The following is a 22,485-nucleotide window of genomic DNA, read 5'->3' on the forward strand; positions in this document are numbered from 1 at the left end:
CGGAACATGCGGAATTCCAGCGGGGCGTTGGGAATCGGATGCAGACGGCGCGTCAAAGGTTTAAGTGCTCGGTGGTGACTACCGTTCGTCGGCCCATGACTTCCGGGGGGTTGACTACAACTGTCGTCACGCAGACAGTGGCGACACGTGTAGTCAAGGGAGTGGTGTCATGCGTGGCAAGACGATCGGGGACCAGGAACTGGCCCTGCTGCAGTACATCGATGAACATGCGCCGGCCACGGTCGGCGAGGTCGCCAGTGGCTATGGGGAGGCCCGTGGCCTGGCCCGCTCCACCGTGCTGACGATGATGGAGCGGCTGCGGGCGAAGGGGTATCTTCAGCGCCAGCAGCAGGACGGTGTCTACCGCTACCAGGCCACCCGTGGCCCGGAGAGCGTGCTGCAGGGCGCGGTGGCGCAGTTCGTCGACAACACCCTGCAGGGCTCGGTGTCGCCGTTCGTGGCCTACCTGTCGAAGCGCCAGCAGGTCAGCGACAACGAACTGGCCGAGCTGGAAGCGCTGGTCGCCCAGCTCCAATCGCGCCGCCACGAGGGCTGAGCCATGGACACCACGATGCTGATCCCGATGTTGGAACGCCTGGGCTGGACCAGCCTGCAGACCGTGCTGCTGGTGGCCCTGGTGTACGGCGTGTGCCGCGCACTGCCGTCGTTGTCGGCGGCGACCCGCTGCCGCCTGTGGTGGCTGGTGTCGCTGCAGGCCGTGCTCGGCCTGTTCTGGAGCCAGCCGCTGCAGCTGGCCTGGCTGCCGGCGCCGCAGGCGGTGGCGATGAGCGCGACCGATGTGGCCGCCGATATGGTCTACCCGCTGGCCCCGGAGGCCTCGGCACAGCTGCTGGCGGCAATGCCGATGCCGGCGCCGGACGTGCCGGCGGTGGCATGGTGGGCCGTCGCACTGGCCGCGCTGTGGGCATCCGGCGTGTTGCTGATGGCCCTGCGCACCTTCAGTGAGTGGCGTCGCTGCCGTGCGCTGCTGGCAGCGGCCTATCCCTGTGAGGACCAGGCGCTGGTGCAGGCCCTGCAGCTGGCTTCCGATGCACATGGCGTGCGTCCTGCGCCGCGGTTGTGGATGAGCACGCAGGTGGACGCACCGCAGCTGGTCGGTCCGTTCCGCCCGGTGCTGCTGCTGCCGGCCGGCGACAACGCCCTGCAGGGCGATGCGCTGGATCTGGCCCTGACCCATGAACTGCAGCACCTGCAGCGGCGTGACCTGCAGTGGGGCCTGCTGCCGGCGCTGGCCCAGCATCTGTTCTTCTTCCACCCACTGCTGCGCCTGTCGGTGCGCGAATACGCACAGGCCCGCGAAGAAGCGGTGGATGCAGCGGTGGTTGGCCAGCACGGTGCCAGCCGCCAGGCCTATGGCCGCCTGCTGCTGCAGCTGGGTGTGGCACCGCAGCCACACCTGGGCGTGGCCAGTGCTGCACCGGATACCACCAGCCTCAAGCGCCGCCTGCTTTCGTTGCAGCCACGCCGGGCCTGCCCGCGCATCCTGGCGATGGCATTGACCGCTGTGGTGCTGGTGGTGGGCGTGGCGCCGATGCGGCTGGTTGCTGCGCCGGTGCCGCCGGCCCCGCCCGCGCCTCCTGCGGCGCCGAAGGCTGTTGTGCCGCCGCCGCCGAAGGCTCCGAAAGCACCGCCCGCACCGCCGTCGTCCGCGCGCGTTCCGGCCGTGCCGGTGGCGCCCGCGCCGCCTGCCGAGCCGGCTGATGTCGAGGCGTTGTCAGGTCCGGACGATGCGGATGTGGCGGTCGACGTGGATGCGGATGTCGATGTCGATACCGGCATGCACAGTCAACATTCGACCTCCCGCACTACCTCCATCACCACCTACGGCCGCCTGGACCTGGGCAAATCGCCGCCGGAGGCCTTCGTGCTGGTCGATGGCGATTCGACCTTCGCCAATGGCGGCATGGACGACGTGACGGTCGCCCGCAGGCAGCTCGGCAAGGGCCCGGCGCTGTGGTTCCGCACGGGCGACAAGCGCTACGTGGTGCGAGACCCGATGATGATCCAGGCCCTGCAGCGTGCCTACAGCGGCGCGGCGGATCTGGGCCGCCAGCAGAGCGAACTGGGCCGCCAGCAGAGTGCGCTGGGTCGCCAGCAGGGCGAACTCGGCAAGCAGATGGGCGAGATGGGCCGCCTGCAGGGCGAGGAGGCGCGCCGCATGGCACTGGCTGCCGCCGAGGCCGCGCGCAGCGCGATGGCCGCGCATGACATCAACCGCGAAGCGGCGGCGGAAGCGGCGAAGGTGGCGCGGGGCGCGACCAACGATGCGGCCGTTGCACGTGAGGCCGCACGTGAGGCCGCTGCAGAGGCCCGTCGTGCGATGCAGGAAGTGGACAACGAAACCGCGCGGGCCACTCACACCCGCGACATGCAGCGCCTGGCCAGCCAGCAGTCTGAACTGGCCCGCCGCCAGGCGTCGCTGGGCAGCCAGCAGGCCGCGTTGGGCGAGCGCCAGGCACGCGTGCATGAGCAGGCGTCGCGGCAGGCGCAGCAGGTGATCGCGCGCGCATTGGCCAGCGGCAAGGCCGAGCGGCTCTGATCGGTAGTGCCGGCCGTTGGCCGGCAATGTGGGGTGCCGGCCAGCGGCCGGCACTACCCTGGGGCAATCAGTGCTGCAGCCAGCGTATCGGGAACGCGTCAGCCATCGCTGCATAGCCGGCATCACTGGGATGCAGATGATCCCCGCTGTCATAGCTGGGACGCAGATGGGTCGGGCGTTGTGGATCGCGCATGATGCGATCGAAGTCGATGACACCATCGACGCCCTGTGCGGACCTGATCCAGTCGTTCACGGCTTGCCGCTTGGCTTCTCCGGCGGCGTCGAAGTAGCCTGATCCTCCGTAGGGCAGCAACGTTCCAAGCATCACCCTGATCCCACGTTGCCGGGCTCGCTGAACCGAGATGCGCAGGGCGTCGATCAGCTGTGCGGCAGACACCGCCTGTGGCGGATGCAGCTGGCCGATACCGATATCGTTGATGCCCAGCAGCAGCACGGCATGGCTTGCACCGGACACCGCCAGCACATCGTGCCCGAAGCGCGACACGCCTGCTGGCCCGACACCATCATGCAGCCAGCGATTGCCGGCAATGCCGGCATTGACCACGCTGACCCTGCGCAGGCCTGCACTGCGGACACGGTCATCGAGCAGGTTGGGCCAGCGGAAATTGCGATCCACTGTAGAGCCGGCACCATCGGTGATCGAGTCACCGAAGGCGACCATGACCACAGGCTTGCCGCCAGCTGCTGGTACCGCCGGTGGCAGGTTTCCGGCGACGTCAATGGCATCCAGCCAATAATAGGCCCGCATGGGGTCGGCGGAGCGCAGCAGGGCCGCGCCGACCTGGTTGCCGGGCGCGCGGTAGTTGGTCTGCAGGCCGACCGAATGGGTGGTGACCACCGGCGTCGGTGCCATGACGTACAGGCTGACGGACAGTTCGGTCTGGTCAGCCACACGCAGGTTGATCCGATCACTCCAGCGTTCTTCGCCGGGGGCGAGCGTCAAGCGCGCTGCACCACTGAAACGCAATGAACGCTGCTTGTGAAGGACGACACCATCGGCGCCCATGCTTGGCGCAATACGGAGGTGTTCCAAAGTGACCGGGGCCTTGCCGAAGCGGTTGGAGAAGCGAACGCGCAGTGTTTCCCCGCCGCGCGAAAGGCGTACGGTCATGCGCACGGTCTGGTCGGCCAGGGTGATGGGTGGAGGCGGGGAAACGATGTTGTCCGGAAAGGTGACGCCGTAGTCCTGCTGGGCGGCGAACCAGGTGGCGGACCATGGGTGCCGGCCTTCATGCGCCGCCAGCGGGAAGCTGGTTGCCAGGCACAGCAGCGTGGCGAACAGACAGCCCAACCACCGTCGATGCGGTGTCCTGTTGTGGAATCCCGACATGCAGCACTCCTTGGCAGTGTGGCCGGAAACCTGTCCCGCTGGCGCAGGTGGATGCCTGGCGCCAGCGGGACCGATAGGGAACATCAACCGCAGCTGGCGCGTTCGATCCGGTTCTGCGCATCCACCTGCACGGTCACGCGGTCCTGGCGGAAGTCCATGGTTACCGCCATGCCCGGCTTGACCACGCGCGCGTTGCGGGCGCCGCTGTCGGCCACCAGCTTCCTGATCGTGGCCTCGTCGGCGATCTTGCCGGTGAAGGCTTCCAGCGCCTCCGGCCTGCATTCGTGCGTGGCGTCGGCCACGGGCGCTGGCGCGGCATCGTGGGTGGTGCTGCTGCCGGCGTGGCTGCAGGCGGCCAAGGGCAGGATGGCGAGCAGGGCAAGGGGATTGAGGTGCATCGTCGGGCTCCAGGCATGGATGGTGGCGGCAGTGTCACCGCTGCCACCGTCAGGCCGCGTCAACGCCTACTGCCCGACCAGCGCCAGGGATTCGCGTTCGCGTCGTTCTTCCCGTACCAGCCGCTGCAGCAGCAGGGCCAGGGTCACCACGTCCTGGTGGTTGTGGTCGGCCACCCGGCGCAGGTTCACCGCGTCGCCTCCGCGCAGGAAGCGCAGCCAGGCGCCCGGGGCTTCGGAGCCAGGCAGGTCGTCCTCGCGCACCACGCGCAGCAGCTGGCGTTCGATGGTGGACAGCTTGCAGTTCTCCCACGTGCCGCGATAGCGACGGCGGGTCGGATAGAGCAGGTCGACATGATCCAGCGCGGTGATCGGGTCCGGCTGCCGGGCCAGCCGGTAGCGTGCCTTCAGTAGTGGCGCATCGTAGCTGCGGCCGTTGTAGCTGCAGAACACGGTGGACGGCTGCAGCCAGCGGGCGAAGGTGGCCAGCATCGCGTCCTCGGCGGCCATCGTCGACATCAGCAACTGGCGGATGCGCAGGCCCTCGCCGTGTTGCGGGCACACATGCCAGTCGGCGGCACCGATCATGAAGGCACGGGTGCCGGTGCCGCCGGCCAGGCCGGTGGTCTCGGTATCGAAGAACAGCAGGTCGCGCGCGGCGACGTGCTCGTGCTCGCGCTTGGCAAAAGCCAGGGAAAGCGGTTCTGCGGGAATCGGCTGCGGCAGCAGCGATTCGATCAGGAACAGGCCCGGTGCGATTTCCTCGCCGGGAAGCTGGCGATCCTGCGCACTGGCGCGTGCCGGTGCGGCTCCACCCCGCGAGCGCAGGCCGAGCAGGCGGTGCAGGCTGCCCACTTCCGGTCGACGCAACGGTGCGGGGGCCGCCAAAGGCGCGGCAGCGCCGGTCGGCTTGTGGCGGATTTCCTGTTCGACCCAGGCGAACACCGATCGCTCCGCTGGTGGCTGCTGTGCATCGTTGGCGGCTACCGGGGCAGGCGCCGCGGTCGGCGGCTCCGGTGCCGCCGGCGTGACTGCTTTCGGGTCGCCGGCCTGCTTCCGCAGCAGGCGCAGCTTGTCCAGGCTCAGGCTCACGGGGCCAGCAGCTCCATCGGGTCGCGCGCGGTCACCACCACGTCGGGTACGTGCTGGCAGGCCTCGGCATCGAACAGGTCCAGTACACGCAGCGCCAGCGCGCGCGGCGAGGTCTCATCCTCTTCCTGTGCGGCCAGCACCGGGCCGACACAGGCCGGGCAACCGGCCTTGCAGTCGCAGCGCTGCACCAGTTCGCGCGCGCGCTGCACCAGCTCGGCCTGGCGCTGCCACAACGGCTCGCTCAGGCCGACGCCGCCAGGGAAGTTGTCGTACAGATAGACGGTCGGCACGAACTCCTGCAGCAGCTCCACCACGCCGGGGTCGCCATTGCTGCCACGCAGCTGGCCACGACCGCTCTGGTCGGCGATCGCGAACCAGGCACCATCGCCGTTGCCGACCGATTTCTGCAGGTCGCGCGCATCGGCCATCACCGCCACGGTGGCGACGATGTGCAGCGCATACGCCGCGCCGAGGAAACCATCGAGTGCATCCTGCCTGCTGGCGAACGCGCGCAGCAACAGCGCCTGCGGCAACTGCCACCACACCGCAGTGGTGTGCAGTTCCTGGTCGGGCAGGTTCACTGGCCCATAGCCGATGTTCTCGTGAGTGTAGTAGCGGATCTTCTTGTAGCCGGCCACGCGCCGCACCACGTGCACTTCGCCATGGTGCGAATCGCCGCGGCCGGCCACGCCGCCATCGAAGCGGTCCAGCACCTTGAGCTTGGTGAAGTCGATGCTGTCGGTGTAGTAATCCACATGCGTGCGGGTGACGTAGGCCTTGCGGCCGTCCCAATCGAGCGTTTCCACCTGGTACGGGGTGGACTGCACCATGTGGATGGCACCCTCGTACAGGGTCAGCGCGGCGGCGGAATAGTCGACCTCGGCGATGATCTGCTGGCGGCCGTCGCTGCGGTCGACCACCACGAAGTTGCCATCGGCCACGGCACGCAGGCTGACCGCGTTGGCCGGATAGCTGTCGGCAATCCATTCCCAGCGCTCGCCTTCGCGATGGATCACCTCGGTTTCGGCCAGCGCTTCCAGGAACACTTCCGGGTCGATCGGGCCGAAGCCATCACCGACCCGGAACGGCAGCTCGAACGCCGCGCAGCGGATATGGTCGAACAGGATCAACGGCTGGTCCGGCGCAATGCGCGCGTGTTCGGGCGAGGCCTCGGCAAAGAAATCCGGATGCCGGACCACGTACTGGTCCAGCGGTTGCGAGCTGGCCACCATCACCCCCAGCGCCGGTTGCTGGCGGCGGCCGGCGCGGCCGAAGCGCTGCCAGGTGGCGGCCACGCTGCCGGGGTAGCCGTTGAGGATGACCACGTCCAGGCTGCCGATATCCACGCCCAGTTCCAGCGCCGAGGTGCTGACGATGCCGTCGATGTTGCCGGCACGCATTGCACGCTCGGTCTCGCGGCGTTCGGTGGGCAGGTAACCGCCGCGGTAGGCGCGGATGCGCGGCGGTTTGCGCGGGTCGTGGTCGAAGATGTCCTTCAGGTACTTGGTCAGCACCTCGACCATCAAGCGGGTCTGCGCGAACACCAGGGTCTTCAGCCCGGACTTGATCGCGATGCGCGCAATGCGGTTGCTCTGCGAGCGCGCCGAGGCGCGCAGGCCCAGGTCTGGATTGATCACCGGTGGGTTCCACAGCAGCACCTGTTTCGGTCCGCTGGGCGCGCCGGATTCAGTGATGGCGGTGACCGGTGCCTCGATCAGCGCTTCGGCATGCGCCTGCGGGTTGCCGATGGTGGCCGAGCACAGGATGAACTGCGGTTGCACGCCGTAGAACGCGCAGATGCGCTTGAGCCGGCGCAGCACGTTGGTGACGTGGCTGCCGAACACGCCGCGGTAGGTGTGCACTTCGTCGATGACGATGTAGCGCAGGTTCTCGAAGAACTGTGCCCATTTGGTGTGATGCGGCAGGATGGCCTGGTGCAGCATGTCCGGGTTGGACACCACGATGTCGCCATGCAGGCGGATGGCCTGCCGCGCGTCGCCGGGGGTGTCGCCGTCAAAGGTGAAGGCCTTTACGCCGAGGTCGCCGGCACGGTTGAGCTCCAGCAGTTCGGCCACCTGGTCCTGGGCCAGCGCCTTGGTCGGGAACAGGTACAGCGCCTTGGCCTTGTCCTGCATCGCCGCGCTGACCACCGGCAGGGTGTAGCACAGCGACTTGCCGCTGGCGGTGGGGGTGACGATGGCCACGTGCTTGCCGCGCTGGCTGGCCTCCCAGGCCTCGGCCTGGTGGCTGTAGAGCTGCTCGATGCCACGTGCCTTCAGGGCGGCGGCCAGGGCCGGCGGAACCGAATCGGGAATGGGCGCATAGCGGCCTTCGCGGCCGGGAATGGCGAAGCTGCCGGTGATGCGGTCCTGGTAGCGGCGCTGCAGTCGCGCGCTGAGCAGGGCGCCGTCGCGGGCGGGCAGGCCATCGCGGGTGGCGAGCTTCTGCTCGGCATCGGCGGTGCGCTTGGCGAGTTCGTAGGCCATGGAAGAGGGAGCCGGGACGGATTGCGAGGGGTCACATGGCACCACATCCACGTCTCAGGATGTGAGACATCGGCATGGGACGGAGTGAACCGTTCAGAGCCCCTGCCCCGCAGCATTGCCGAATCTCCCCCGGCTGAACAGCCGCCGGTGCAGCAACGAAATCTGAAGCCGGCATCCGTATCCTTGATCGCTGGACGCAACCAACAGGGTGGATGGCTGTGGCACGACGTGGAACGCAGGGAGCACTCCTGGCCGGCTTGCTGCTGGCGGGTCTCGCGCAGGCGCAGCAGGCCGCACCGGTAGCGGCGCCTGATCCAGCGCCCACTCCCCCGGTGGATGCGCCAGCTGCAAGCACCACGCCGATCCCCGCGGCTCCGCCGCAGGACAACGTCACCACCCTCGGCGAAGTGCGTGCACTCAAGCCCGATGACGAACCGCTGGACCTGTATCGCTTCAAGAACCCGGTGAAGTTCGGCGACAACCGCTTCAGCCGCGACTGGAGCGAGCCACCGTCACCGGAGCAGGTCAGCATGGGCGGCGGCTACATCATGATGGGCGTGGTCAAGGGCGTGTTGGCGGCGGGCCGGGGCCTGAACAAGCTCACCGGCGGCCCCGACCAGATCCAGTCCGCCATTGCCCGGCCACCGCCGGAGCTCAGTGCCGAACAGCAGCAGCGTGCGCTGCGTTTCTGCCAGCAGCAGGATGGCTGTGATCCGCCGGCGGTGAAGTAGGCCGGTATATCCTGCCGGTTCCTCAACCGGTGGCGCTGCCATGTCTCTGCGTTCGTTCTGCCTGCTGGCTGCATTGCTGCCCGCGTCCGCCTTTGCTTCCGGCATCGCCGGTGATGGCGCCTGCCGCAATGGCGCGTTCCCCTCTGAACAAAGCCGGTTCGCGCTGGCACGCGTGGTCGATGCGCCGCGCCTGTACCTGCTCGGCGACATGGACGGCTGCCCCGCCAAGGGTGAACCGGCCTGCCGCCAGCGCAGCTACGTGGTCACCGGCGATACGGTGGTGACCGGTCGCGACCTGGGCCGCTACCGCTGCGCGTTCTTCCCGAACAAGGTGGGCGGCAGCGCCGGCTGGGTCGACCGCAGCAAGCTGCAGCCGTTGCCGGCGGCCGCGCCAACGCTGCAGGACTGGGCGGGCGATTGGAAGGATGGCGACAACGGCCTGCGCATCACCGTGCAGGGTGGACAACTGCATGTGGATGGCGACGCCTACTGGCCCTCTGCCAACCCCACGCCGGCACAGCGCCCGTATGGGCCGAACCTGGGCCAGGTGGAAGCACGCGCGACGCCGCGTGGCGCTGATGTCGAGTTCGTCGAGGACACGTGCCGGGTGCGCGTGCACTCGCTGGGCGACGTGCTGATCGTGGCGGACAACAGCGAATGCGGCGGCATGAACGTGCGCTTCAATGGCGTGTACCGGCGCGCTGGCACGCGTTGACCCCGTGCAAAGGCGCCAACCAAGGTTGGCATCTACCCGGGCAACCGGCCAGTAGATCCACGCCACGCGTGGATGCCTTCTGCGATCCAATCGGTGGGGTCAGCGCCGCCGCTCCAGCCACCACAGCAGCGATGCGCAGAGCACGAACGCCAGCCACCACGGCCAGCGCGAGCCCGGCACGGGTTTCATCACCGACGTGTTTGCCGGCGTGCTGGATGCCAGCGTACGCGTGGTCGCATCGATCATCGCCTGCCAATGCAGTGCAGGTGCGTCTTTCGGGTCGAACACATAGCGCCAGACCGCGATGTCGCCGTGCTGCAGGCGCTGCCAGCCCGCCTCGCGCGGCCACCAGCCGGCGCAGCGCAGGGCCGACGTCGCGCCGTCGACAATCAGGGGCACGCTGTCGCCGCGCGCGTTGAACACCTGCAGTGGCGCCTGCACGCCGCACAGCGCCTGCCGTTCGCCCGCCCAGCTGAGCGTCTGCGGCGACCACAGCGCATCACCGCTGCCCTGCGCGCGCGCCAGCGTGGCGACCACGCTGCTCCAGAGTTCACCGTGGCGGTCATCGCGCCCGGCCAGCACCCAGCGCCAGCTGTCGGTGATGGGCAGCAGGCCGATGCGGCCCTTGCCGGCAGTGCGCCAGCCGCCGACAGCCTTGCCCGTGACATCCTGCAGCAGGGCGTTGCTGCCCGGCGCCTGCAGTGCGAGTGCTTCCAGCGCAGGCAGGGGAGCATTGTGCGAACTGCGGTCAGCCTCCTCGCCGTAGCCGGTCGGCAGCGTACTCGCGGCGAGCGGGCCACGCCGTGCGGCGAGGACTGCGCTGTCGCCGTCGCCGGGAAGTTCGAGGGCGTGGCTGCTGCCGTCGCCTTGCACCGGTAGACCCAGATCCTGCAGGCGCTGGCGCGCGCTGGCTGCAGGTGTGCCCGCACTACGCACCAGAACGCCGAGGCCGTCGCGCAACGCCTGCCGCACGGCAGCCAGCTGGCCGGCACTCAACGCGGCCAGGCTGCGCTCGTCCAGCAGCAGTAGATCGCTGCGCGCGAGTGACGCTGCCTCCAGCGTGACCGCGCCATCTCCCACGCTGACGCCTGCCCCGGTATCGGCCTGCACCTGCACGCGGATGCCGGTATCGGCCGCCCAGCGGCGCAGGTACTTCAGCTCCGGGCCCGGTGCACTGGCACGCACCAGCACGCGCAGCGGTGCCGCTGGCAGGGTCTGCTGCGGTACCGGCGTGCTGTCCACCACATGACCCTCGGCATCGAGCAGGCGCAGCTGGAACACGCTGCGCCCTTCAGCACGGGCGATGCCGCTGAGCTGCACGCGACCGTCCTCGGCAACGTCCGCGCGATCCACCACACTGTCCGCGGGGTCAAGCAGTTCCGCCCTGGCCTTGGCGACGCCGCGCGCCTGTGCATGCACGTCGAAGCGTGCGCCGGGCGCGGTGTCGGCCGGTGGCTGCAGTGCGATCCACCCGCGCGGCGGTGCTGCCAGTTGCCAACGCACGTCGCGTGGCAGTACCGCGTCGCGGTCGCGCGCAACCAGACCGGCACCGACCAGCGTCAGCGTGGACGCCGGATGCTGGCGCAGCGCTGTGGCCAGATCCGGCACGCGCTGGCCACCGGGCATATCGGCAGCTTCCGGCAACAGCAGCAGCGGGCCTGCGCTGGCCGGCAGCGCGCCGGCCTTGCCGGCATCGATTCCCAGCACGACCAGGCCGACCGCGGGTTGCTGGCGGGTTGGGGGGGCCAGGCAGAAGTACAGCAGTGCGGCGGCGATCAGCTGCAGCGCGATCACGATCCACTGGCGGCCACGACGGGTGGCATTGCCACGCAGCTGGCGCACGCTGGCGATGACCACGATCAGGGCGAGGGCCAGCGCGATCCACAGGGTCACGGCCGAGGCGTTCATGGCTGCGCCTCCAGCGCGTCGAGGTAGCGCTGGCCCATCGCATCGTCGGCACTGCGCCGCATCGCCTGCGGCAGGGGTCGCTGCAGTGCCCGCCACAGCTGCGCGCGCAGGCGCTGGCGGCAGTCGCGGCAACCGGGCTCGATGCGTAGCTGCTCGATGGCGGCAGCCAGATCGAGTGCGTCGGGCAGGTAGGCGGCGTTGCGCTGCTGCCAGCTGGCGAGTGCATCGAGATCGGGCGTTGCCGTGCCATCGCCGAGGCGTTGCCAGGCTTCGACGATGGCTGGATCGGGTGGCGTGCGAGCGGCCAACGGCAGTTCGCGGCTGGCCAGCCCGGCGCGATCGCCGCCCAGCCGGCGGCCTTCATCGATCGGTGGCAGCTCCGGCCCGACCCGGGCCAGGTAGATGCGTTCGGCCTGCTGCACCTGCTTGATGAAACCCAGCGCCTTGTAGGCGAACGGCAGCGCCTGCTCCGGACGGCCCTGGCGCAGCTCGCCTTCGGCCGACCACATCTGGTCCAGCGCGGCCTTCAGCGTGGCACGGGTCTGCGGGTCGAGCAGGGTCGCGGCCTCGGCGTGGTCATGGGTGTGGCCGTATTCGGATAGCACATCGGTGGCGCTGCCGAATACCGGCGGTGTATCGGCATCGGCCGCCTTGCCGCCGTGATCGTGGCCATGCGCGTCGTGCGCGCCGGCCTCGGCGCCATGGTCGTGATCGTCGTCATGGTGGTGGTCGTCTGCGGCGGGCGTATCGCTGGTGGGCAGGTCGCTGGTCGGCGGTGGTTTCGGCGCACCTTCGCTTTCCTCACCCAGGAACTGGCCATAGCGCAGGCGCAGGATGCGCTGGTCGACGCCGATCGCATCGCTGCGCTTCACGAAGTCCTCGGCGGCGAGGCTGCGTCGCTGCCGGATCAGTGCTTCGGCATCGATGATGATCTGGCGCTGGCTGCGGAAGTAGGCCGGCAGGGTCTTCTTGATGCGGCCTTCCAGTTCGGCACCGAGTGCAACCTCGGCACTGGGCAGGCGCAGGATCACGCTGCTGCTGCGCCCGGTCTGCGGTATTGGCGCGTGGTTGTCGCGCACTTCCAGCTGGGCGATGACATCGTTGCCGGGCTGCGCGCCCAGCGCGGCCAGGTCGAGCGTATGCGCGAAACGACGTGCAGTTGGTTCGCCGCTGCCGGCGAGGCTGACGCTGCGCTTCACAAAGGTGATGTTCTCGCCACTGCCCTGCGTGGTGGTGATCGACAACGTCGCCTGCGCGGCCACGCCGTAGTCGTCACTGGCTTCGAAGCGCAGCGACCACTGGCGCTGCCCGGGCGTGCCCAGCACCAGGCTGGCGGCAGGCTCCAGCACGCGTACGCTGGGCGCGCGGTCGGCCACCACATCCAGCCGATGCAGGCGGGTTCCGGCCAATGCCGGTTCGCTCACCACGCGGTACAGCACCGGCATGCGCGCCACGTCCTGCGCCTGCCACTGGCCATCGTGTTCGCTCAGCGCCAGCCGCCGACCATCGTGGAACTGCAGCCATGCCTTGTCCGGTGTGCGATCGAAACGCAACGACCACGACAGCCGGCTGTCGGCGGCGACCTTGGCATCCAGTGCGTTCTGGGTGAGCGTGGCCTGGCCGGTATAGGCTGGCGCGTCGATGCGCAGGCGGGTGGACTGCAAGTGTAGTAGGCCCGCGACAGCCGTGCTGCCAGGCGTCGTCGTACGGGGCGGCGCGGAGCCGGGGCTGGAGCGCGGCCAGCCGAATGCCAGCGCGGCGATCGCCAGGCCTGCGACCCAGCTCAGGGCCAACGGCCTGCGCGGCCAGCGCGGACGCAGGTCCGGGGCCGCGCGCTCCAGCGTGGCCAGCACATGCGCGCGCTGGCGCTGCTGCAGCGGATTGAGCGTTGCGATATCGGCGAACAGCAGGTCGGCACTGTCCTCGCTGGCACCGCCGGCATCGAGCTGGCGCTGCACCCACTGCGGATCCAGCTGGCGGGAACGCGCCGTGGCGAGCGCTGCGCAGGCGAGCAGGCTGACCGTGCCGACCACGCAGGCGATATCGAAGCCCGCCAGGCGCAGCGCCAGCACCGTTGCGGCCAGCGCCCACGGCAGGCCCAGCAGCAGGGTAATGAGTGCACGGCGGCGGCGCGCGCGTTGCCAGGCGTGCTGCAGGGTGTTCATGCGGCCGCCCTGCGTCGGCTACTGCTGGCCATCCAGCGCTCCAGCGCGAACAGCAGCACGATGGCCAGCAGCAACCACGGGGTGAGCTCGCGCAGCGGCGGCGTTGCCGCAGGCAGGGCTGCCTGGCGGGGTGCCTGATCCTGGGCATCGCCGAGGCGTGGCGGCGGAGGCGGCTGCAGGGCCAGCAGCAGGGCACGCGGCAAATGCGGATCGCGCAGCGCGGCGTTGCCTGAGGCATCCCAGTCGCCGGGCAGAGACAGCAGGACACCGTGGCCGATGCGTTGCTGCCACAGCAGCGGGGTGCCCTCGGCGTTGCGCAGCAGGATGTTGGCCTCGGCGGCAGGCTTGCCCGCAGTCACTACACGACCGCCGGCGCGCAGCCACGCCTGCCAGTTCGCTGGCGGTGCGTCGTCGCGGCTCCATACGCCGATCTCGCCGCGTTCGGGCAGGGCATCGGCCAACAGAGGAGCGAGCGGCGCCTGCATGCCCCACGCGCGCTGCAATGCATTCAACCAATGCTGGGCGGAGGCCGAAGCATCGCTGTGCACGCGCAGGCGCGGCGACGTTGCGGCACTCGGTTGCGCAGTGACCGGCATCGGCTGCGGGCGCCACTGCACCTCGCGCGACAGCTGCAGCCGTGCGCCCTCCAGGCCGGGCAGGGGATCGGGAACGTGCACGGTCACTGCGGTGCCGGCGGGCAGCTGTGCGTCCAGTTCGCGCAGCAGGCTGGGCAGGGAGGCCGTGGACGCAGGTGGCACTTGATCAATGGCCGGGAAGCCGGGCGCCAGCCAATGCCAGTTACCCGCTTCGGCGGCGCCGCGTAGTGCGGTCGCGTCCAGCCCTGGAGCAACGACCGTCCACGCAGTGGGGGCTGGCGCAGGTCCGGTCAATGCCGGTCGTGCCAGCAGCAGGGCCAGCGCGGCAAGCAACAGCAGGCGCACCAGCAGCAATGGCCAGTCATCGAAGCGGATGCGCTGGCGCGGCCGGATCTGCGCACGCAGCCAGCGCAGGGCGGCGAAATCCAGCGGTGTGTACGGATGGCGGCGGGCGAGGTGGATCAGCAGCGGCAGCAACCCTGCAGCGAGCGCGGCCAGGCCCAACGGGAACAGCAGGTTCATGCGCCGCCCCCACGGCCGAACAGGGCCTGCAGTGCCTGGTCCAGCGGCTGGTCGAGCCAGCCGGTGGCACTGGCGATGCCACTGGCCTGCAGGCGCGCCTGCAATGCGTTGCGTGCGTCGGCGAAGCGCTGCAGGTAGTCGGTGCGGATCGCCGCCCCATCGCCCAGGAGTTCCTCGCCGGTCTCCGGATCGCGGAAGCGATGGCCGGCGTCGAACGGGAAGTCGCGCTCGTCGGCGGTGAGGATCTGCAGAAGTGCCACTTCACGGCGCGCGCTGGCCAGTTGCTCCAGCAGCACGATGCCGGCCTCGTCGAAGCCATCACCGATCGCCAGCAGCAGGTCACCCGGGCGCACGCGCTCCCACAGAGGACGCAGGCGATCGGCCGCAGGCCAGCCGCCGCGCGCCCGCAGGGCATGCAGTTGCAGATGCACGCGGTCACGCTGGCGTGCGCCGTTCGCTGCGGGCACCAGTTGCAGTCCATCGCCATCGATGGCCAGCAGACCGAAACGGTCGCCCTGCTGCAGGGCAAGTTCCACCACGCAGGCGGCAACGCCGCGCATGTGGTCCAGGCGCGTGCGCTGTGGTGCCGCGCGATCAGCCTGGCCGGCCGAGGCGGTGGCATCGAGCAGCAGCCAGACCGTGATCGGGCTTTCGCGTTCGGATTCGCGCACGAAGAAGCGGTCCGAGCGGGCATACAGCTTCCAGTCGATCTGGCGCAGCTCGTCGCCCGGTTCGTAGGCCCGGTACTGGGCGAATTCGAGGCCGGCACCGCGGCTGCGGCTGGCGTGCTGGCCGATGCCACTGGCACCGCTGGCCAGGCGCGGCCGCAGCCGCAGCATGCGCAGGCGCGCACGCAGTTCCGGTGGCAACGTCAGCGGGGCACCTGCGTTCACGCGTGGCTCAACCCGGGAACGGCACGGCCTGCAGCAGGGCGGCGACCACGTCGTCGGCACGCTTCTGCTCGGCCTCGGCGGCGAACGACAGCAGCAGGCGATGACGCATCACCGGCGCGGCCAGTGCCTGCACATCCTCGCGGGTGGCGGCAAAGCGGCCCTGCAACAATGCACGTGCCTTCGCCGCCAGCACCAGCGACTGCCCGGCGCGCGGGCCGGCGCCCCACTTCACCCACTGGTTGATCGCCGCCGATGCGCCTTCGCCGGGACGGCTGGCGCGCACCAGGCGGGTGATCCAGGCCAGCACATCAGGGCTGACATGCACCTGGCGCACCGCGGCCTGCAGGGCGATCACCGCTTCGGCATCCATCACCTTCGGTACCACGTCGGTGGCACCGCCGGTGGTCTGTTCCAGGATCTGCCGTTCCTCGTCCTCGCTGGGGTAATCCACCAGCACGTGCAGCAGGAAGCGGTCCAGCTGTGCTTCCGGCAGCGGGTAGGTACCGGCCTGCTCGATCGGGTTCTGCGTGGCCAGCACGAAGAACGGCGCGGGCAATGCGTAGGTGGTGCCGGCATAGCTGACCGTGCGCTCCTGCATCGCTTCCAGCAGCGCGGCCTGGGTCTTGGGCGGGGTGCGGTTGAGTTCGTCGGCCAGCAACAGGTGGGTGAAGATCGGGCCCTGCTGGAAGCGGAAATGGCGATGGCCGGTGCCGTGGTCCTCCTCCAGCAGCTCGGTGCCGAGGATGTCGCTGGGCATCAGGTCGGGGGTGAACTGCACGCGCCGGAACTGCAGCTCCAGTGCCTGCCCGAGCGAGCGCACCAGCAGGGTCTTGCCGAGCCCGGGCGCGCCTTCCAGCAGGCAATGGCCGCCGGCCAGCAGGCCGATCAGCAGCTGCTCGACCACGGTGTGCTGGCCCACCACGGCGCGTGCAAGCGCGGCGCGCAGCGCATCCAGGCGCGGCAACAGGGAGTCGAGGTCGGGGGAAGTCATGAGCGTGCAGGTCCTATCAATTGTTCAACGCGTACATCACGATGTTGACGCCGAAGCGGGTGTTGTCTTCGGCCAGGAAACGCTTGTTGCGCCAGTCGTAGTCCCACTCGCAGCCGTAGTCCTTGTTGCTGTACAGCAGGCCGAGGCGGCCATCGACCTCGATGCCCTTCAGGTAGTCGTGCACCAGGTCGTCGCCCCAGCCGTTGAGTTCGAAGCTGGTGGCGGGTGGGCCATCCGGGAAGCGGAAGAAACTGCGGTACAGCGCGTGGCTGTTGGGCAGCTTCTGCAATGCCTTCGGGCCGAACAGGCGGCCCATCTGCGCCTCGAACGAGGTGGCGAACAGGCCGTCGATGTCATGGTTGCAGTCGTCGACGAAGACGAAGCCGCCATTGCGCACGTAGCGCACGAAGTTCTGCCGTTCGGCGGCGTTGAACTCCACCAGTGTGTGCCCGGCCAGGTAGCAGAACGGTGCTTCCAGCATGCGCGGGTCGGCCAGCGCCACCACGTGTTCCTGCGGGTCCACGCGCAGCGAGGTGTAGTCGATCAATGAGGTGATCAGGTTGGACGGCATGCGCGCGTCCACGTCCCAGTCACCGGAGTCGTATTGCAGCCGGGTGAACCAGAAGTCGTAGCGCGAACTGCGCGGGCCTGACTGCGCCCAGGCTGGCAGCGCCGCCGCCGAAGCGGCAGCGGCCAACCAGCGCAGGCAGGCCCGGCGATCCATCAGACGGCGTCGGACAGCGAGGTGAAGGTGAAATCGCGCAGCTTCATCGGCGGGATCATCATCACGTAGCTGGATTCATCACCGGCCACGCGCACCGGCTTGCCCAGCTCTTCGATGTTGTTGAGCATGATCACCGGCGACTCGTTGAAGCGGAAGTTCTTCACCGGGTGCTTGATCTGGCCGTTCTCGATGTAGAAGGTGCCGTCGCGGGTGAGGCCGGTCAGCAGCACGGTCTGCGGATCGACCATGCGGATGTACCAGGTACGCGTGACCAGGATGCCCTTCTGGGTGCCACGCACCAGCTCGGCGGTGCTCTTGTCGCCACCGCTCATCAGCAGGTTGCCTGGCGAGGCCTTGGCGGTCTTGCCCTGCTTCTGTGCCCAGAAGCGCGAGTAGTCCAGGTTGGCGATCTTGCCGTTCTCGATGATGGCCATGCGCTCGCGCGGCATGCCTTCGTTGTCCCACGGCAGCACCGGTGCGTCCGGGTGCCAGGGGTCGGCGATCATGGTCACGCGCGGATCGTAGACCTGCTCGCCCAGCTTGTTGCCACCACCCTTCTTCGACAGGAAGCTGCGGCCTTCATCGGCCGAGCGTGCGCTGAAGAAGTTCATCATGAAGCTGATCAGGCCCGCGGCCGCAGCCGGTTCCAGAATCACCGTGTACTTGCCCGGTTCCAGCGCCTTGGCTTCGGCCGATTCGGTGGCCTTGCGCATGGCGATGCGGATGTCCTGGTCGGCCTTGAAGTCGGCGGCATCCTTCAGGTTGCGGCCGACCCAGCCCGAACCGCGGCCATCTTCGGTGCGCACGGTGCAGGTGTAATCGAAGTTGGTGGTGCGCTGGTAGGCGAAGTTGCCGTTGCTGTTGGCGGTGGCCTGGAAACCCTGGCCGTCCTCGAGGAAGCCGGCGGCGATCAGGCCGTGGCCACGGCACGGGGCGATCGAATCGGCGGCGACCTTGGCACGGAACGCCGGATCGATCGCAGCGGTGGATTCGCTGAAGGTCGGGCTGGCACGGTAGCTCTGCTTGCCGATGGCCGGCATGAACTCCGGGTTCTCCGGGGCCAGGCGGGCCAGGTCTTCGGCACGGCGCACCACGCGTTCCAGCGCGGCATCGTCGAACTCGTTGATCGAGGCCGTGCCGACGCGCTTGCCGAAGGCGACGGTGACCGCCAGCTCGGTGTTGTCGACGATGCCGCTGGTGGAGACATTGTTCAGTGCGAAACGGATGTTGCCGCTGATCGCGCCGGCCAGCACGGCGGTGCACTCGTCGGCCTTGGACAGGGCGATGACCTTGTCGAGGATGGCCTTGGCCTGGGCTTCGGTGAAGATACTCATGGTGTAAGGGCTCCTGACCGGTCAGCCGAGGCTGCGTGCGGTGTTGATGACATTGATGCCGTTGAAGCGCGCGGTCGACGAACCGTGCGAGACCGCCGAGACCTGGCCGGGCTGGCCCTTGCCGTCGAAGAACGAACCGCCCAGGCGGTAGTCGCGCTCGTCGGCCACGGCGGTGCAGGCGTTCCAGAACTCCGGCGTGCGGATCTGGTAGGCCACGTCTTCCAGCATGCGGGTGATCTGGCCGTTCTTGATCTCGTAGAACAGCTGGCCGCCGAACTGCGCGTTGTAGCGCTGCTGGTCGATCGAGAACGAACCATCACCGATGATGTAGATGCCGTTCTCCACGTCCTTGATCAGGTCCGGCACGCTCAGCGGCTTCTTGCCCGGTGCCATCGACACGTTGGCCATGCGCTGGAACTGCACGCTGGACCACGAGTCGGCATAGCAGCAGCCGTCGGACTCGGTCTTGCCGAGGATGTGGGCCTGGTCGCGGATGGTCTGGTAGTCCACCAGCTTGCCATTGCTGATCAGGTCCCAGCGCTTGCACTTCACGCCTTCATCGTCGTACGCCACCGCACCGAGGCTGCCCGGCTGGGTCTTGTCGGCGAAGATGTTGACCAGCTCGCTGCCGTACTGGAAATGCTGTTCGCGCTTGTCCAGGGTGGCGAAGCTGGTGCCGGCGTAGTTGGCTTCGTAGCCGAGCACGCGGTCCAGTTCCAGCGGGTGGCCGATCGATTCGTGGATCGTCAGCCAGGTGTGCGACGGATCGAGCACCAGGTCGTACTTGCCCGGCTTCACCGACGGTGCCTTCAGCTTTTCCTGCGCCTGCTTGGCGGCGGCGATGGCGTCTTCCTTCATGTCGTAGGACGAGCTGTAGTTGACTACGCCGTTGGGGCTGACCACCTTGCCGGCGGCGGCACCATCGAGGTACTCGTAGCCCAGGCCCATCGGCGAGGACAGGCCCGAGCGGGTGCGGAACTTGCCGCTGGTCTTGTCGATGGCGGTGACCGTCATCGGTGCCCAGATGCGGTGCACGTCCTGGTCGATGTAGGAACCATCGGTGGAGGCGAAGTACTTCTGCTCGTTGACCAGGAACAGCATCGAATTGACGAAGCTGGCACCGGCACCCATCGCGGCGGCGTTGACGTCCAGCAGCAGGCCGACCTTGTCCTTGATCGGCACTTCCATCGCATTCTTGCGGATCGGCGTGCGCCAGCTCACTTCACCCACGCCCGGCGCCTTGGCCAGCTGCACGGGGGCGGTCTGCACGCCGGCATTGGCCTTGGCGATCGCCGCGGCCTGCTGCGCGGCCTTGGCGACGTCGGCGGTGCCCAGCGCATTGGTGGCGGCGAAGCCCCAGGCACCGTTGACGATCACGCGGATGCCCACGCCGGTGGACTCGGTGTTCACCACGTTCTGCACCTTGTCCTCGCGGGTGATCACGAACTGCCGCAGGTAGCGGCCGATGCGCACGTCGCAGTAGGTGGCACCGGCGCTGCGCGCAGCCTGCAGGGCGGCGTCGGCCAGGCGCTTCTTCAGCGCCGGGTCGAGGCTGGACTGCAGCTGTTCAGCGGCGATCACCTTGCCGAAGAAGGAGGGCACGATCAGCCCGCCCGCGGTAAGCCCGGTCAGGGCCAGGAAGTCACGTCTTTGCAAGGCTGCTCTCCATGTCGAAGGATGGGTGGCTTAAGCGCCGAGACTGCGCGCGGTGTTGATGATGTTGATGCCGTTGAAGCGGGTGGTGGACGATCCGTGCGATACCGCCGAGACCTGGCCGGGCTGGCCCTTGCCGTCGAAGAACGAACCGCCCAGGCGGAAGTCGCGTTCATCGCAGATGGCGGTGCAGGCATTCCAGAATTCCGGCGTGCGGATCTGGTAGGCCGCATCCTCGACCATGCCGGCGATCTTGCCGTCCTTGATCTGGTAGTACAGCTGGCCGCCGAACTGCGCGTTGTAGCGCTGCTGGTCGATCGAATACGAACCGCGACCGTGGATGTAGATGCCGTTCTCCACGTCCTTGATCATGTCCTCGACGCTGAGCGGCTGCTTGCCCGGCGCCAGCGAGACATTGGCCATGCGCTGGAACTGCACGCTGGACCAGGAATCGGCATAACTGCAGCCATGCGAGGCATCGCGGCCGAGGATGTGGGCTTCATCACGGGTGGCCTGGTAGTCGACCAGGATGCCGTCGCGCACCAGGTCCCAGCGCTGGGTCTTCACGCCTTCGTCGTCGTAGCCGACCGCACCGAGGCTGCCGGGCTGGGTCTTGTCGGCGAAGAAGGTGACGATGTCGCTGCCCCAGCGGAAACCCGCATCGCGCTTGTCCAGCGTGGCGAAGCTGGTGCCGGCGTAGTTGGCTTCGTAGCCGAGCACGCGGTCCAGTTCCAGCGGGTGGCCGACGTTCTCGTGGATGGTCAGGAACAGGTTGGACGGGTCCAACACCAGGTCGTACTTGCCCGGCTTCACCGACGGCGCCTTCAGTTTCTCGCGCGCGTGGCGGGCGGCCGCAATCGCGTCCTCGACCGGGTCGTAGGAATCGCGGTAGGCGGTGATGCCAGCGGGCAGGTGCACCTTGCCGCGCGCATCGCCATCAAGGAACTCATAGCCCATGCCCATCGGCGACGACAGGCCGGCGCGGGTGCGGAACCTGCCGCTGGCCTTGTCGATGGCGGTGGCGGTGAACGGCAGCCAGATGCGATGGATGTCCTGGTCGATGAACGAGCCATCGCTGGACGCGAAGTACTTCTGTTCGTTGACCAGGAACAGAGTGGAATTGATGTAGTCGGCACCCGCATTCAGCGCGGCGGCGTTGAGCGCCAGCAGCAGCTCGACCTTGTCCTGGATCGGCACCGCCATCGCGTTCCTGCGGAGCGGGGTCTGCCAGCGCACCTCACCCACCGAGGGCGTCGGCGCCAGCTGCACCGGCCGGGTCTGGATGCTGGCGTTGGCGCGCGCGATTGCCGCGGCCTGCTCGACCGCCGCGCGCACGGCGGCCTCGGTCTGCTGATGGGTAGCAGCGAAGCCCCAGGCACCGTTGACGATCACCCGCACGCCCACGCCGGACGATTCGCGGTTGGTCACATTGCCGACCTGGTGCTCGCGGGTGATGACCGACTGGTTGAGGTAGCGGCCGATGCGCACATCGCAGTAGCTGGCCTTGGCCGTGCGTGCAGTGGCCAGCGCCACGTCCGCCAGGCGCCTGCGCTGGAGGGTGTCGACCGGGGCGAGCAGTTGCTCGGCGGCGATGGCACGGGAATGCGGCAGCAGCAGGCCCGCCAGGCCCAGACCGGAAAAAGCCAGGAACTCACGTCGTTGCACAGCGTTTCTCTCTCTCGCTTGCGTGCGGCCGGCAACAGGCCGAGCCGATCACGTCAACCACTCGACTTTCGCCAGCGCAGCGCGTCCGGGCAAGTGACTGCAGTCATGGTTGGGGAGGGTTTCGGCAGGGCTTGCAGCCCTGCACCAGCTCAATGCAACGGCAACGGCCAAAGCCAGAGCCAGAGCCAAAGCCAGAGCCAAAGCCAGAGCCAGAGCCAGAGCCAGAGCGGCATTCCGTGGGTTGGCGGGGCGGTGTCGGATTGCGGGGACGCCGTGAACCCGTCCATGGGGGCTTGGCCGCGGCATCCATGCCGCGGACACCCCGCAATCCGACACCGCCCCACCTCTGACAGATCTCCGCGGCTGTTGGTAGGTGTCGACCTTGGTCGGCACATCTGTCAGATATCGAAATGAATCCGGGGTCAGATCCGTTTTCCTACGGAAAACGGATCTGACCCCAAGAGCCGTTCCAACAGACCGCAGAAAACTGTCGAAGGCGGGGTGGGTCCGGTTGCGGGGGCGTGAGCGCCATGGATGGCGCGACCGAGCGTCCATGGACGGATTCACGGCGTCTACCGCAACCGGATCCATCCCGCCATCCCCAGGAAGCCCGCTGTTGCTGTTGCTTTGGTTGTTGCCGTTGCTCCGGCTCCTGCGGGTGCAGGGCGCAGCCCTGCCGAGCAACACCCCCTCGTGCACAATGG

General features: G+C 68.4%; 17 protein-coding genes. 4 read left to right on the forward strand and 13 right to left on the reverse strand.

The window, feature by feature from the left end:
- Positions 1 to 169 precede the first annotated feature (169 nt).
- Both CCR98_RS00345 and CCR98_RS00350 read left to right on the forward strand, forming a co-directional pair.
- Positions 170 to 556: a BlaI/MecI/CopY family transcriptional regulator gene (locus CCR98_RS00345; protein WP_087921084.1), complete on the forward strand. Its 387-nt coding sequence runs from the start codon at positions 170 to 172 to the stop codon at positions 554 to 556.
- Between the two features lie 3 nt (positions 557 to 559).
- A complete protein-coding gene (locus CCR98_RS00350; RefSeq protein ID WP_087921085.1) occupies positions 560 to 2,560 on the forward strand; it encodes a M56 family metallopeptidase in 2,001 nt (666 codons plus the stop codon).
- Between the two features lie 67 nt (positions 2,561 to 2,627).
- Here CCR98_RS00350 and CCR98_RS00355 read toward each other — a convergent pair whose 3' ends face one another.
- The 4 genes from CCR98_RS00355 to CCR98_RS00370 form a co-directional block, all read right to left on the reverse strand.
- Positions 2,628 to 3,911 (reverse strand): SGNH/GDSL hydrolase family protein, encoded by a 1,284-nt coding sequence (locus CCR98_RS00355; protein ID WP_232463063.1) that lies wholly within the window; start codon positions 3,909 to 3,911, stop codon positions 2,628 to 2,630.
- An 83-nt stretch (positions 3,912 to 3,994) separates the two neighbouring features.
- The gene (locus CCR98_RS00360) at positions 3,995 to 4,309 is read right to left on the reverse strand and encodes an I78 family peptidase inhibitor (protein WP_087921087.1); all 315 of its coding nucleotides are present in this window, start codon (positions 4,307 to 4,309) and stop codon (positions 3,995 to 3,997) included.
- A gap of 66 nt (positions 4,310 to 4,375) precedes the next feature.
- Positions 4,376 to 5,398 (reverse strand): ribonuclease H-like domain-containing protein, encoded by a 1,023-nt coding sequence (locus CCR98_RS00365; RefSeq protein WP_087921088.1) that lies wholly within the window; start codon positions 5,396 to 5,398, stop codon positions 4,376 to 4,378.
- Positions 5,395 to 7,884 (reverse strand): DEAD/DEAH box helicase, encoded by a 2,490-nt coding sequence (locus CCR98_RS00370; RefSeq protein ID WP_087921089.1) that lies wholly within the window; start codon positions 7,882 to 7,884, stop codon positions 5,395 to 5,397. Before CCR98_RS00370 ends, CCR98_RS00365 begins: the two co-directional genes overlap by 4 nt.
- A gap of 212 nt (positions 7,885 to 8,096) precedes the next feature.
- On the opposite strand from CCR98_RS00370, the gene CCR98_RS00375 reads away from it, so the two are divergent.
- On the forward strand, positions 8,097 to 8,615 hold the full coding sequence (locus tag CCR98_RS00375) for a hypothetical protein (protein ID WP_087921090.1): 519 nt from the start codon (positions 8,097 to 8,099) through the stop codon (positions 8,613 to 8,615).
- A 40-nt stretch (positions 8,616 to 8,655) separates the two neighbouring features.
- Positions 8,656 to 9,330, forward strand: a complete 675-nt coding sequence (locus CCR98_RS00380; RefSeq protein WP_087921091.1) for a hypothetical protein — start codon at positions 8,656 to 8,658, stop codon at positions 9,328 to 9,330.
- Positions 9,331 to 9,429: 99 nt separating this feature from the next.
- Here CCR98_RS00380 and CCR98_RS00385 read toward each other — a convergent pair whose 3' ends face one another.
- The 9 genes from CCR98_RS00385 to CCR98_RS00425 are packed head-to-tail and all read right to left on the reverse strand — an operon-like array spanning position 9,430 to position 21,781.
- Positions 9,430 to 11,238 carry a hypothetical protein gene (locus CCR98_RS00385; protein WP_087921092.1) on the reverse strand — a complete coding sequence of 603 codons (1,809 nt, stop codon included), beginning with the start codon at positions 11,236 to 11,238 and terminating at the stop codon, positions 9,430 to 9,432.
- Positions 11,235 to 13,403, reverse strand: coding sequence for a hypothetical protein (locus CCR98_RS00390; protein ID WP_087921093.1), 2,169 nt, complete (start codon positions 13,401 to 13,403; stop codon positions 11,235 to 11,237). Before CCR98_RS00390 ends, CCR98_RS00385 begins: the two co-directional genes overlap by 4 nt.
- The gene (locus tag CCR98_RS00395) at positions 13,400 to 14,521 is read right to left on the reverse strand and encodes a BatA domain-containing protein (RefSeq protein WP_087921094.1); all 1,122 of its coding nucleotides are present in this window, start codon (positions 14,519 to 14,521) and stop codon (positions 13,400 to 13,402) included. Before CCR98_RS00395 ends, CCR98_RS00390 begins: the two co-directional genes overlap by 4 nt.
- Positions 14,518 to 15,414 carry a DUF58 domain-containing protein gene (locus CCR98_RS00400; RefSeq protein ID WP_087921095.1) on the reverse strand — a complete coding sequence of 299 codons (897 nt, stop codon included), beginning with the start codon at positions 15,412 to 15,414 and terminating at the stop codon, positions 14,518 to 14,520. The genes CCR98_RS00395 and CCR98_RS00400 overlap by 4 nt, the downstream gene beginning before the upstream one ends.
- A gap of 7 nt (positions 15,415 to 15,421) precedes the next feature.
- Entirely contained in the window at positions 15,422 to 16,405 is a 984-nt protein-coding gene (locus CCR98_RS00405; RefSeq protein WP_087921096.1) for a MoxR family ATPase, read from the reverse strand.
- Positions 16,406 to 16,421: 16 nt separating this feature from the next.
- Positions 16,422 to 17,129 carry a DUF4159 domain-containing protein gene (locus tag CCR98_RS00410; RefSeq protein WP_014035491.1) on the reverse strand — a complete coding sequence of 236 codons (708 nt, stop codon included), beginning with the start codon at positions 17,127 to 17,129 and terminating at the stop codon, positions 16,422 to 16,424.
- A complete protein-coding gene (locus CCR98_RS00415) occupies positions 17,129 to 18,463 on the reverse strand; it encodes a TldD/PmbA family protein (RefSeq protein WP_087921097.1) in 1,335 nt (444 codons plus the stop codon). The genes CCR98_RS00410 and CCR98_RS00415 overlap by 1 nt, the downstream gene beginning before the upstream one ends.
- A gap of 21 nt (positions 18,464 to 18,484) precedes the next feature.
- Positions 18,485 to 20,119, reverse strand: coding sequence for a TldD/PmbA family protein (locus CCR98_RS00420; protein ID WP_087921098.1), 1,635 nt, complete (start codon positions 20,117 to 20,119; stop codon positions 18,485 to 18,487).
- 30 nt (positions 20,120 to 20,149) lie between these two features.
- Positions 20,150 to 21,781, reverse strand: coding sequence for a TldD/PmbA family protein (locus CCR98_RS00425; protein WP_198361046.1), 1,632 nt, complete (start codon positions 21,779 to 21,781; stop codon positions 20,150 to 20,152).
- Positions 21,782 to 22,485 lie beyond the last annotated feature (704 nt).

The organism is Stenotrophomonas sp. WZN-1, assembly GCF_002192255.1.
Classification (GTDB): Bacteria; Pseudomonadota; Gammaproteobacteria; order Xanthomonadales; family Xanthomonadaceae; genus Stenotrophomonas.

Bases quoted from the DNA above. Each gene is read 5' to 3' on its own strand.
- CCR98_RS00350 (WP_087921085.1), top strand. From the start codon at position 560: ATGGACACCACGATGCTGATCCCGATGTTGGAACGCCTGGGCTGGACC.
- CCR98_RS00385 (WP_087921092.1), bottom strand. From the start codon at position 11,238: ATGAACGCCTCGGCCGTGACCCTGTGGATCGCGCTGGCCCTCGCCCTG.
- CCR98_RS00390 (WP_087921093.1), bottom strand. From the start codon at position 13,403: ATGAACACCCTGCAGCACGCCTGGCAACGCGCGCGCCGCCGCCGTGCA.
- CCR98_RS00345 (WP_087921084.1), top strand. From the start codon at position 170: ATGCGTGGCAAGACGATCGGGGACCAGGAACTGGCCCTGCTGCAGTAC.
- CCR98_RS00360 (WP_087921087.1), bottom strand. From the start codon at position 4,309: ATGCACCTCAATCCCCTTGCCCTGCTCGCCATCCTGCCCTTGGCCGCC.
- CCR98_RS00415 (WP_087921097.1), bottom strand. From the start codon at position 18,463: ATGAGTATCTTCACCGAAGCCCAGGCCAAGGCCATCCTCGACAAGGTC.
- CCR98_RS00375 (WP_087921090.1), top strand. From the start codon at position 8,097: ATGGCTGTGGCACGACGTGGAACGCAGGGAGCACTCCTGGCCGGCTTG.
- CCR98_RS00370 (WP_087921089.1), bottom strand. From the start codon at position 7,884: ATGGCCTACGAACTCGCCAAGCGCACCGCCGATGCCGAGCAGAAGCTC.
- CCR98_RS00395 (WP_087921094.1), bottom strand. From the start codon at position 14,521: ATGAACCTGCTGTTCCCGTTGGGCCTGGCCGCGCTCGCTGCAGGGTTG.
- CCR98_RS00380 (WP_087921091.1), top strand. From the start codon at position 8,656: ATGTCTCTGCGTTCGTTCTGCCTGCTGGCTGCATTGCTGCCCGCGTCC.
- CCR98_RS00410 (WP_014035491.1), bottom strand. From the start codon at position 17,129: ATGGATCGCCGGGCCTGCCTGCGCTGGTTGGCCGCTGCCGCTTCGGCG.
- CCR98_RS00405 (WP_087921096.1), bottom strand. From the start codon at position 16,405: ATGACTTCCCCCGACCTCGACTCCCTGTTGCCGCGCCTGGATGCGCTG.
- CCR98_RS00355 (WP_232463063.1), bottom strand. From the start codon at position 3,911: ATGTCGGGATTCCACAACAGGACACCGCATCGACGGTGGTTGGGCTGT.